The sequence below is a fragment of the uncultured Desulfovibrio sp. genome (assembly GCF_944324525.1).
GTDB lineage: Bacteria > Desulfobacterota > Desulfovibrionia > Desulfovibrionales > Desulfovibrionaceae > Desulfovibrio.
Window position 1 is genome coordinate 23,718 of the sequence record NZ_CALUWS010000029.1, and the last position, 10,745, is coordinate 34,462.

The 10,745-nt window shown below is 62.7% G+C and carries 7 protein-coding genes and 1 pseudogene; 2 read left to right on the plus strand and 6 right to left on the minus strand.

Annotated features, from left to right (window positions below; translation table 11 throughout):
• Positions 1-97 precede the first annotated feature (97 nt).
• Both Q0K12_RS08480 and Q0K12_RS08485 read right to left on the minus strand, forming a co-directional pair.
• Positions 98-1,534: a trimethylamine methyltransferase family protein gene (locus Q0K12_RS08480; protein WP_297261951.1), complete on the minus strand. Its 1,437-nt coding sequence runs from the start codon at positions 1,532-1,534 to the stop codon at positions 98-100.
• 55 nt (positions 1,535-1,589) lie between these two features.
• On the minus strand, positions 1,590-3,152 hold the full coding sequence (locus Q0K12_RS08485; RefSeq protein ID WP_297261954.1) for a BCCT family transporter: 1,563 nt from the start codon (positions 3,150-3,152) through the stop codon (positions 1,590-1,592).
• A gap of 598 nt (positions 3,153-3,750) precedes the next feature.
• On the opposite strand from Q0K12_RS08485, the pseudogene Q0K12_RS08490 reads away from it, so the two are divergent.
• Positions 3,751-5,229: pseudogene (locus Q0K12_RS08490) on the plus strand (trimethylamine methyltransferase family protein).
• Positions 5,230-5,381: 152 nt separating this feature from the next.
• On the opposite strand, the gene Q0K12_RS08495 reads toward Q0K12_RS08490, so the two are convergent.
• The 4 genes from Q0K12_RS08495 to Q0K12_RS08510 are packed head-to-tail and all read right to left on the minus strand — an operon-like array spanning position 5,382 to position 9,421.
• Positions 5,382-6,689, minus strand: coding sequence for a TolC family protein (locus tag Q0K12_RS08495; RefSeq protein ID WP_297261956.1), 1,308 nt, complete (start codon positions 6,687-6,689; stop codon positions 5,382-5,384).
• A gap of 8 nt (positions 6,690-6,697) precedes the next feature.
• Positions 6,698-7,687, minus strand: a complete 990-nt coding sequence (locus Q0K12_RS08500) for a hypothetical protein (protein WP_297261958.1) — start codon at positions 7,685-7,687, stop codon at positions 6,698-6,700.
• Positions 7,647-9,230 (minus strand): type I secretion system permease/ATPase, encoded by a 1,584-nt coding sequence (locus tag Q0K12_RS08505; protein WP_297261960.1) that lies wholly within the window; start codon positions 9,228-9,230, stop codon positions 7,647-7,649. Before Q0K12_RS08505 ends, Q0K12_RS08500 begins: the two co-directional genes overlap by 41 nt.
• Positions 9,167-9,421 (minus strand): hypothetical protein, encoded by a 255-nt coding sequence (locus Q0K12_RS08510; RefSeq protein ID WP_297261962.1) that lies wholly within the window; start codon positions 9,419-9,421, stop codon positions 9,167-9,169. Before Q0K12_RS08510 ends, Q0K12_RS08505 begins: the two co-directional genes overlap by 64 nt.
• A gap of 306 nt (positions 9,422-9,727) precedes the next feature.
• Here Q0K12_RS08510 and Q0K12_RS08515 point away from each other — a divergent pair, with 306 nt between their 5' ends.
• The gene (locus tag Q0K12_RS08515) at positions 9,728-10,696 is read left to right on the plus strand and encodes an AraC family transcriptional regulator (RefSeq protein ID WP_297261964.1); all 969 of its coding nucleotides are present in this window, start codon (positions 9,728-9,730) and stop codon (positions 10,694-10,696) included.
• Positions 10,697-10,745 lie beyond the last annotated feature (49 nt).

Below are 10,745 nucleotides of genomic sequence, written 5' to 3' on the forward strand. Positions count from 1 at the left end.
TTCTGTCGGGCCGCCGTCTGCGCCGGACGCAAAGCGGGCTTCTCCTGCGGGAAAGGCACAGGAGAAGCCCGGCATAAGGAGGTCTTGTTCAGGGCGCTCAGGCGGAGGCGTCTTCCGCAAAGGCGGCCAGCGCCCGGTTCAGGTCGCTGTCCAGCAGGTCGTCCGGGGCGCTCTGCAGGCGCTGGGCGCAGCGTTCGGCCGCCCGATCCAGGATATCCGGCTTGCCTTCGGCCTCCCAGGCGTCATAGCTGCTCCAGCAGGCCACATCCGGCAGCCACTGCTTGCCGCAGGCGGCCAGGGTGCTTTCCTGCATGAGGAAGGACTCGCCGTGCGGAGAATCCAGCAGGTCGCTGATGTCGAAGGCGGCTTCGCTGGTATCGAGGCCGCGCATCATGCGGTCCGTCCTGCGGAGCATCTCCTCGTCGATGATGTACTTCTCGTAGGAAACGGCCATCATGCCGTCAAGGATGCCGAGGCATTCGTTGATCATGTGCGTCCCGCCCATGAGCAGCAGGATATAATTCTGCATGGTCTCGTAGCCGGCCTGGATGTCGGCCACCTTGGCATCGGTATTGCCCGCCATGAAGCGGGTGGGCAGGCGGTAGAGCGTCTGCGCCAGCTGCAGCGCCGCCCTGTCCACCAGCTTGGAGTCCGGCGAGCCGGTAACGAAGCTGCCGGTGCGCAGGTCGGAAGCGTAGGTGCCGATGCCGTAGATGACGGGGATACCCGGCGTGACGGCCTGTGCCAGGACGAGGCCGGCGAGGATCTCGGCATTCTGCATGACCAGAGCGGCGATGTCGCCAATGGGCGCGCTCACGCCGTTCATGGGCGCGGTGAGCAGAAGGACGGGCTGCCCGGCCCGGGCATAGGCGATGATGGTGTCCGCGGATTCCTGCGCATACTGCAAAGGAGAGAGCGCGCAAACCGATGCCGTCAGGAAGTAGTTCCGGGCAAGGTAGCCTGATCCCATGACCATCTCCACCATGCGGAAAATATCCTGCGTGTTCCGGTTGCTCATCTGCGGCCAGGAGAGGATGGGCTTGTCCGTGTGCCGCAGCAGTTCATGGGTGATGCGCTTGTGTTTGACGGGCGAGTCGTCGAGCTCATGCGGATCGACGGTGCACTGTCCCACGATGCGGGTAACGGCACTGGTCTGGCCCAGCTTGTAGAAGTTGATGACGTCGTCGAGCGTGCCCAGCCGCCGCGTGCCGTTGCGCTCCTGCACGAAGACCGGCCCGTGATCCTGCATGACCAGCACGCCGTCCTGCCCGTCGCCGACCAGCAGGCTCTTCCGGCTGTCGCGCGCTTGCCAGAGGAAACGCGGGGGGCACTGCGCAAGGGCGGCATCCACCTGCGAAGGGGAAAGGCGGACGCATTCCCCGTCCACCCGTGCCCCGTGGTTCGCCAGCAGGGTGCGGGCCTCCTCCGAATGGAAGAGGACGCCCTTGCGTTCCAGGACCTCCAGCGTCAGCGCATGGACGCGCTCGAGCTGCTGATCCGTCAGTACCTTGAATTCCCTGTTGAAGTACATCATGAAGCCTATCCTCCCGTACGTTGGGTGCGTCGGATGTTACTGCATTTTCCCGCGATCAGGAACGGCTGCCGCTGGTGGGGAGCTCGGCATGCATCATGCGCCAGATGGAGACGATGTAGGCGATCATGACGAGGACGAAGAGCGTCCCGCCGGAGATGGCCAGCGACTTGATGGCCGAGAATCCGCCGGTCACCTGGAAGATGATGCCGGTCATGCCGATGACGCAGCCCCAGAGCACGCGCATGGCCAGGCTGGAGTGTTCTTCGCCCGGAGCCACCTGCCGCGCGATGAAGTGCGAGGCGGCGTCAGCGGTGGTGATGGCGAAGCCGCAGAAGCAGATGAAGGCGACGAAGCAGAGCACGGAGCCGAAGGGGAAGGAACCGAGCAGCATGTACAGCGCCTGCTCGGGATTTTCCTTCACCACCTGCCACATGGGCTGATAGCCGGAGAGCTGTTCGAAACAGGCGTTGCTGCCCCAGATGGTGAACCACAGCAGGCACATGGCGATGGGGACGATGGCCGTGCCGAAGACGAATTCCCGCATGGTGCGGCCACGCGAGATGCGCGCGATGAAGCCGCCGGTAAAGGGCACATAGGACATGTTCCAGAGGATGTAGAAGATGAACCAGGTGCCCGACCAGGGACGGGGAGCGATCTGGGTGGCGTCGGTCCAGAAGAGGTTTTGCGGCAGGCGGAACAGAAATTCGCCCGTGACCTGCAACAGCATGTTCAGCGAGTAGGTGATGGGCGTATTGCCGAGGAAGAGCACCGCCACCAGCAAAAAGAGGGCAAGATAGCCGGTGGATTCGCTGAACAGGCGCATGCCCTTGGCGATGCCCGACGCGGAACTGAGGATATAGATGACGATGAGGCCCAGCATGACGGCGAACTGGCCCACAGGCCCGAGCTCGATGCCGAAGAGCAGCTTGAGGGCAAAGGTGATGGAGGCCACGCCCAGGCCGATCATCATGGCCACGCCGCCGATGGTCGCCACCCCGGCCAGCACGTCCACGATCTTGCTGATCAGCGTGTCGTTGCAGCGTTCGCCCAGGATGCCGTAAAGGCCGGTGGAGGTGCGCAGGGGCTTCTTGTAGCGGTAGGCGGCATAGCCGATGGCCCAGCCCGCCGTGCAGAACAGCGGCCAGCCGAAAAGTCCCCAGTTGACCACGGCCAGGCGGATGGCCTCCGGCACGGCGCGGGGCGTGCCGGCTGTCCCGGCGTCGATGATGGTCGGGGCACTGTAGAGGTGGTACAGCGGTTCCGCTGCGCCAAAAATCACAAAGCCTGTCCCCAGGCCGGCGCAGAACAACATGCTGACCCAGGCGTAAAAGGAAAATTCGGGCTTGCAGTCCTCTCCGCCCAGCCGGATCTGGCCGAAGGGCCTGTTCAGCAGCATCCAGAGGGAAAACAGGATGGCCGCCGCGCCGACGGCAAGGATCAGCCAGCTGAAATTGGTAAGGACGAAATTCTGTATGGAAGCGAAGAAAGCGCCGCAGGCCTCGGGCGCAATAAGGGCGAAAGCCAGGATGATGGCGAACAAAATGAGAGAAGGCCAGAACAGCTTATGATCGAATACACCCAAAATGCCGGATCGCTGAGGATGAGTCACTGTATTCATGATTTCTCCTGAAAAAGCTGTGGATTGGGGCATACGTTGAGCCGGGGCCGCAAAATCGGGGCCGGCCGGCAGGGCCCGCGCGGGCGAGTATGCTCGGGATGACTGTCTGGATGACGCAACCGCATCAGCTGGCCAGGTGTGGGATGGATTGGTGGCTGACCACGCGAACACCTCCTTCGAGCATTTTCAGTTTGAAACGTGCAGCGTTTCAAATCATACGGACTGGCGTTTCGCGGAAAAAACGCGTTTTCCGCTTGGTTTCAGCCGGGCGGCGCTGTGCCGCCGCCTCGCGTTCCGCCTTTTGCAAAGGCAAAACGCGCTCACGCACCAGATATTTTTAGTGCGAATTAGATATATCAATAGCGGAGGCTTTGGGCAAGAGGAGAAATGCCCGATTTTCTGCCCGTATTTATAACAACACTATTTTATTGTATTTTTATAAAATATTTTTTTCACACGATGTATGCTGAAGATAAAATTATCAGATTAAATATTTTTTCATTGCATTTTTTCGACGATACATATATCAACAAGAAAAAGCGGGACGGTCCGTGCTGAACGTCCCGGCTGTTTACGGTTGACGAAAAAGGAGGTTCACATGGCACAGCGCTGGAAACAGGCCGGTAGCCTTGCCAGCGGTGGATTGAGTCTCAACATGTTCACACAGGACGAGATGGACTCGATTCACAGGGCTACCCTTGAGATCCTCGAAACGACAGGCGTGCTCATCGGCTCGCCGGAGGCGCGCGAGCTGCTCGTCAAGGCGGGCGCCAGCGTCTATGACGAGGATCTTGTTCGCATCCCCCAATGGCTGGTGGCCGAAGCCGTGGCCAGCGCGCCCGAAGTGCTGACGCTGCCGGGCCGCACGCCGGACAGGGATGTCATGCTGGATGGGAGGCGGGTGGTCTTCACCAATTTCGGCGAAGCCGTCTACATCGTGGACCCGAATACCGGCGATCTGCGCAATTCCACCAAGAAGGACGTGGAGGATCTGACCCGTCTGGTGGATGCGCTGGACGTCATCCCGGTCTGCGAGCGCATGGCCGGGGCGCAGGATTATCCCGAGGCCGTGGCCGAGCTGCACAATTATGAAGCCCTGCTGATGAACACCACCAAGCATGTCTTCACCGGCGGCGGCAACGGCAAGCTGACCCAGTACATGATCGACATGGCCAAGGCCGCGGTGGGCGAGGAGAATTTCGCCGAACGCTGCCCGGTGACCTTCAACACCTGCCCCATCAGCCCGCTCAAGCTGACGGCCGACGTCTGCGAGGTCATCATGGTGGCCGCTCGTAACGGCGCCATCGTGAACGTGCTGTCCATGGGCATGGCCGGCGGGTCCACGCCGGTCAACCTGGCCGGGGCGCTGGTGGTGCATAACTGCGAGGCGCTGGCGGGTCTGGTGCTTTCGCAGGTCACGCGCAAGGGGGCCAAATTCATTTACGGCAGCTCCTCCACAGCCATGGATCTGCGCTACGGCGCGGCGGTGGTGGGCACGCCGGAACTTGCCATGCTCAACGCCGGCGTCGCCTGCATGGCCCGCTACTACAAGCTGCCCTCCTGGGCAGCGGGTGGCTAGGGGGACAGCAAGTGCGGCGATGCCCAGAGCGGCCATGAAAAGACGCTGACCGGACTGCTGCCGATGCTGGCAGGTGCCAACATCATTTACGGTCTCGGTATGCTGGAGATGGGGATGACCATCAGTTACAGCCAGCTCTTGATGGACGCTGAAATGGCGGAGATGATGCTGTATAGCATGGACGGTATCGTGGTGAACGACGAAACCCTGTCCGTGGACGTGATCAAGGAGGTCGGTCCGCGCGGTGATTTCCTCTCCCACATGAATACCTTCGAGAATATGCACATCCAGTCGAAGCCCAAACTTATAGACCGGCTGACGCGTGACCGCTGGAAGGAGGCGGGTTCGCTCGATATGGAAGCGCGCGCGCTGGAAGCGGCCAAAAAGCTGCTTGCCGAATGGCAGCCGGAACCGCTGTCGGAAGAGGCCCGCAAGCGTGTGCGTGCCGTCATCAACGCGGCGGAGCGGGACTACGGCGTGCCGGAAAGCACCCGGTAATGCGGTGCGGCGGCCGCCGGCAAGGGCGGCGGCCGCATGAGCGCACAGCCTGTGGCGGGAACGATCCGTTCCTGTTCGGGATGATCCGGCGGGGCGGCTGCAAGGCCGCCCCGCTTTGCGTGCACAGATGAGAGGGAGAGAAGGACGGGGGCTCAGCGCAGAGCGGTATTCTTCAGCCCCATGTGGAAGTAGAGCTTGGAGCGGGCGATCTGAAAGTCCGCCAGCGCCTTGCTGATGCGCACCTCCGCCTCGGTCAGCCGGGTCTGGGCGTCGAGGAGTTCGGTGATGGTACCCACATTGGTGGTGTAACGGTTATTGGCCATGGCGTAGCTTTCTTCAGCCGCCTTGAGGCCCTCGCGGGCGGTCATGAAGACTTCCCGCGCCGCCCGGATATCCATGAGCGCGGTGAGCACATCCGTCCGGGCGGCGGCCAGCGTGTCCTGATAGGCGGCCCGCAGGCCCGAGGCGCGCTTGCGGTCCCGCGCCACGGCGAACGCGGTTTTGCCTCCCTCAAAGAACGTCCAGGTCACATTGATGCCCAGCGACCAGTATTGCCGGTCGTAATCGGTACAGCGGCGGTCGGCATAATCCCGGCTGGAGCGCATCCAGTCCGAGGTCAGCTCCACCTGCGGCAGGGCCTCCCCGGCCGTGGCCAGGGCGCTTTTTTCCGCCGATTCGATGCTCAGGCGGGCAATGTGGATGTCCGGCCGGTGCTGGGCGGCCGGCTTGAGGGCTTCCTCCTCGCTGTAGTCCTCCTTGCAGGGATAATCCTCCAGCGTGCCCAGATAGCGGACCTTCTCGCCGGGCGGAAGACCGAGGAACTGGTTCAGGCGCAGTTCGGCGGTGCGGATGCTGTTCTGGACGGTGATGCGCTGTTCCCGGGCCTGCGAGAGCTCGACCTTGTTCTGGAGGACATTGACATACGGGGCCATGCCCACGTCGGCAAAGGTCTGCGCCGCCGCAAGCTGCGTTTCGATGCGGCGTATGGAGTCCGTGACGTAGCGCAGATCCCGCCGGGCCTGCAGCAGCAGGAAAAACTGCATCTGGACGTTGGCGATGAGCTCCAGCTCCGCCTGACGCAGCGTCTCGCGGGCGATATCCTTCTCGATGCGCGAACGCTGCAGGCCGTTCAGGTGGGAAAAGCCGGAAAAGAGGGACCAGGCGGCGCGCAGGCCCTGCGAGTTGCTGGTATTGGAGAGCTCGTCCACGCTGCCGTGCGCGCCGCTGTTTTTGAGGCGGTTGCGGCTTGCCACCAGAGAAAGACGGGGCCAGAAAACGCTTTGGGCCACGCCTATGTCCATGTAGGCGCTTTGCAGGGCCAGGATCTTTTCTTCCAGACCGGGATTGACCTTGAGCGCCCGCGCTATGGCGCCGTCCAGCGAGCATTCCCGCGCTGTCGTCCGCTCCGCGCCGCAGAGCAGGCTGCCGCACACCAGCATCAGCATGAACAATGACCGCATGTTGAGCATCATTTCCTCCGGTTCGGGATGCGGGCGCAGTCCGGCAGCGCACGCTTTTTTCCACAAGAGCATTTTCCGTTTGAAACGCTGCGCGTTCCAAACCATACGGCCTGGCGTTTCGCGGAAAAAACGCGGTTTTTCCGCTCCTTGGCGGCCTGTTCGATGATGCCTATGGTAAGGCCCTCCTTCTGCAGCTGCAGGCCGTTCTTCTCCTGCTCGGAGGCGGCGATGGCCTGCCGGAGCTTGCCGTGGCTGCCCTGATGGGTGGCAAGCTGGCGCTGCAGTTCCAGGACCTGCGAACGCTCCAGATACTTTTTTTCCATGAGGACGCGTTTTGCGCCCAGCTCCTCCCTGAGGGTGGCGATGATGGCCCGTTCCGCGTTGAGCTCTTCCTTCAGGCCAAGGATCTGTTGCGCTATCTGGTTTATCTGCGAATCCAGCAATTCGGACTGGCTGTTGTAGGAAGCCTGACGGGCCGCGAATATCTTTTCTTCGCTTTCCAGCACGTCCTGGCTCTGATAGTGGGCCACCAGATCAAGGAGTTCCCTGTCCCAGACGATGGGCTGGAAGAGCTTTTTCTCGGCCCGGTAGCGGCAGCGCGCCGCCAGCGAGAGGATCAGGTTCTTGTTGGCCATGTCCACCGAGGAGCTCACCGTGACGCTGCGCAGGGTGTTCAGGCGCTGTCCGGCCTGCACTCTGTCGCCCTCGCGCACATGGATGGCGTCGATGATGCCGCCTTCCAGATGCTGCACGGTCTTGCGCTCGGTATCGATCTTGATGGTGCCGGGCACCACCACCGCGCCGCTGATCTTGCCGAAAATGGCCCAGCCGCCGAGCAGGCCGAAAAAAAGCCCGATGACGATGAGCCCCTGCCGGATGATGACGCCGAAACTTTCGAGTTCGGCGCGGGGCTCAGCCGGTGCGGCGTCCTGTGGTCCCGTCTCCTGCGGCGGACGCTCAACCGGCTGAGGCGGCCGTGCTGTCGTGGGATCCGGCATAGTCATCCCTCCTGTTGGTGCTTACGGAGATCTGCGGCCTGCGGCTCGCGGCGGCCTGGCGGGGGGCGCTCCCTCTGCGGGAGAGGCGGCGCAGCTCTTCCATTTTTTGCAGGACGGTATGGCGCGGGCCGTAAAAGAGAGGACTGCCTCCCTGCTGCAGCACGAGGATCTCGTCCACCGCCGCCAGTATGGCCGGCTTGTGCGCCACCAGGACGACGGTCCGTCCTTCCTGCCGCAGGCGCGTCAGACACTGCATGAGGCGCAGCTCGCCTTCTTCATCAAGATTGGAATTGGGTTCATCCAGTACGATGAGCCGCGGGTCGCCGTAGAGCGCGCGGGCAAGGCCGATGCGCTGCCGCTGCCCCCCGGAAAGCCCCTGCCCGTATTCCCCGACGGGCGTATCGTAGCCGGCCGGGAGGCGCAGGATAAGTTCATGCACTCCGGCAAGCCGCGCGGCCCGCACGACCTGATCGGAATTGACGCGCCCCATGCGGGCGATGTTCTCCGCCACGGTCCCGGCGAAGAGATCCACATCCTGCGGCAGATAGCCCAGAAAATTCCCCAGCCGTTCGGACTCCCAGGTGGCGACGTCCGCGCCGTCCAGCCGGATGCTTCCTCCGTTCAGCGGCCAGATGCCCAGGAGCAGCTTGCAAAGCGTCGATTTGCCCGACGCGCTCGGCCCGATGACGGCCAGCGCCGTGCCCGGCCGGAGATGGAAGGACACGCCCTGCAGGATGGGCGTGCTGCCGACGGCAAAGCTGACGGATTCGGCGTGCAGATCGCCGCGCGGCGCGGGGAGCGGCATGTTCTCCGCCGCATCGTGCGCGGCCAGGGTGGCCCGTATGCGCCTGTAGGCGGCCCGGGCCTCAAGGGATTGCTTGTAGGTGGCTATAGCCTGATCAAGGGGCGCGAGCGCCCGGCCCATGATGATGGAGGAGGCGATCATGATGCCGGCCGAGCTCTGGTGGGTGATGGCCAGATAGGCCCCCAGCGCATAGATGGCCACCTGCAGGCCGATGCGCAGGGACTTGCTGATGGAGTGGAGCAGGCCCACGCGCCGGCTGGCGCACGTCTGCAAGTGGATGACGCGGGCATTGAGCGCATGCCAGCGCGCGCTGACGGCGCCGATCATGCCCATTGCCCTGACCGTGGGCGCATTGCGGGTGGCCCCGGCAAGCAGGGCGGCGGCCTGCCGGTTGATGCTGTTGGCTTCCAGCAGGTTGGGCGCGGCCACGCGCTGGGTCAGGATGCCGAAGGTCAGCACCAGCGCGCCGCCCGCCACGGCGACCATGCCCATAGCCGGATGCAGGATGAAGATAAGGAGGAAATAAATGGGCATCCACGGCATGTCCAGAAAGGCAAAGACCGCATTGCTGCCCAGAAAGGTACGCAGGGTCTGCACGTCGCGGATCTCTCCCCGGTCCGGCTGTTTCTGCAGGGCCGAGGCCATGCGCAGCTCCGCATCCAGCACGGGGAAGCTCAGTATGCGTTCAAATTCCACACCGGCCCGGATGAGCAGGCGGGAGCGTATCCACTCCAGCACGGCCAGCGTCGCGAGGCAACGACGGCCGCAAGGGTGATGACGACCAGCGTGGAGACATTGTAGCTCGTCAGCACCCGGTCGTATACCTGCAGCATGTAGATGGAAAAGGTCAGCTGCAGGATGTTGATGAACATGCTGAACAGCATGGCATAACCGAAGATCTTTTTGCATGTGGCAAGAAAGGCATCCATGACTCACCCCCTTTGCCGGGACGGATGCGGCGCTCGCCGCGTACTTTCCATATATCTTTATCGATATATAGATTTTTTTATACATATGCACTATTTAAATTAGCTTATATTTCAATATGATACAGTTTTCAACAGAAAAAAGTGCCGCGCAGCGCGGGCCAGCGGCACAGGCAGCGGCGGCGCGGGGGCGGGGCAGCCTCGACCTTTGCGGGCAAGTCGGCTAGACTGGCGGATGAAGAGCCGAAACGCGCGACACGGCGCAGGCAGTGAGCGGACTGCGCGCCCTTGCTTTTGGGAGAGACGATCATGACGGACGATCTGGAACGGACAAGCCGCCTGAATGCCCGCATCAGGGAAAAGATCCTGCAGCATCTGCCGCATCCCGGCATCCTGCCCACGGCCATCGAGGGCTTTCGCCTCGCGCGGCGCGAGGAGACGGGAACGCCGGAAAAATGCTTCGAGAAGCCGTTGGTGGGGCTGGTCGTGCAGGGGACGAAGCATTCCTACATGGCGGGCCGGGAATATGTGTACTCGACCAACCAGAGCATCGTGGCCGCCGTGGACATGCCCATAGCCTCCTACGTGGAAGCGCCGACGCCGGAGCATCCCTTCCTGTTTTGCTACTGTTATCTGGACAAGGCACTGCTGGCCTCGCTGGCGGCGGAAATGCCGCACGACGCGGAAGCGGGGGGCGGCGAGTTGAGCGGCGTATCCATTGCCGGTACGCCGCCCGATATCATGGAAATGTTCCTTCGCCTCATCGAGCTGCTGGAAAAGCCGGAGCAGATAGCCCTGCGCGCGCCCATGATGCTGCGCGAGCTGCACTATCTGCTGCTCATCAGTCCGCACGGGCGCATCCTGCGGCAGATGAACACGCCGGGGACGCAGAACCATCAGGCGGTGCAGGCGCTCAACTGGATCCGCCAGAACTACAAGTCCACTCTGCGCATCGCCACGCTGGCCCGTCAGGTCAACATGTCCACGGCCAATCTGCACCGCTGCTTCAAGCTGCTCACGGGTCTGAGCCCTCTGCAGTATCAGAAGCAGTTGCGACTGTATGAGGCGCAGCGTCTCATGCTGTTTGAAAACGAGCGCGCCTCGGCGGCCGCCTTCAAGGTGGGCTACGAGAGCATCACCCAGTTCAACCGGGAGTACAAACGGGTCTTTGGCGAGCCGCCCCTGAGGGACATGCACCGGCGGCGGGCCTCGGTCGTCCGGCCCGCCATGCCGGACGCCGCGTCGGACCTGCCGCTGTATCCCGTCAGCGGCGGCTAGGGCCTGTTGACACTATTCGCTGTCTGTTTGGGGGGAAGGGGAACCCCTC

Coding starts and splice junctions, on each gene's coding strand:
- Q0K12_RS08480 (WP_297261951.1), bottom strand. CDS start 1,534: ATGATGTACTTCAACAGGGAATTCAAGGTACTGACGGATCAGCAGCTC.
- Q0K12_RS08485 (WP_297261954.1), bottom strand. CDS start 3,152: ATGAATACAGTGACTCATCCTCAGCGATCCGGCATTTTGGGTGTATTC.
- Q0K12_RS08495 (WP_297261956.1), bottom strand. CDS start 6,689: ATGCGGTCATTGTTCATGCTGATGCTGGTGTGCGGCAGCCTGCTCTGC.
- Q0K12_RS08500 (WP_297261958.1), bottom strand. CDS start 7,687: ATGCCGGATCCCACGACAGCACGGCCGCCTCAGCCGGTTGAGCGTCCG.
- Q0K12_RS08510 (WP_297261962.1), bottom strand. CDS start 9,421: ATGGATGCCTTTCTTGCCACATGCAAAAAGATCTTCGGTTATGCCATG.
- Q0K12_RS08515 (WP_297261964.1), top strand. CDS start 9,728: ATGACGGACGATCTGGAACGGACAAGCCGCCTGAATGCCCGCATCAGG.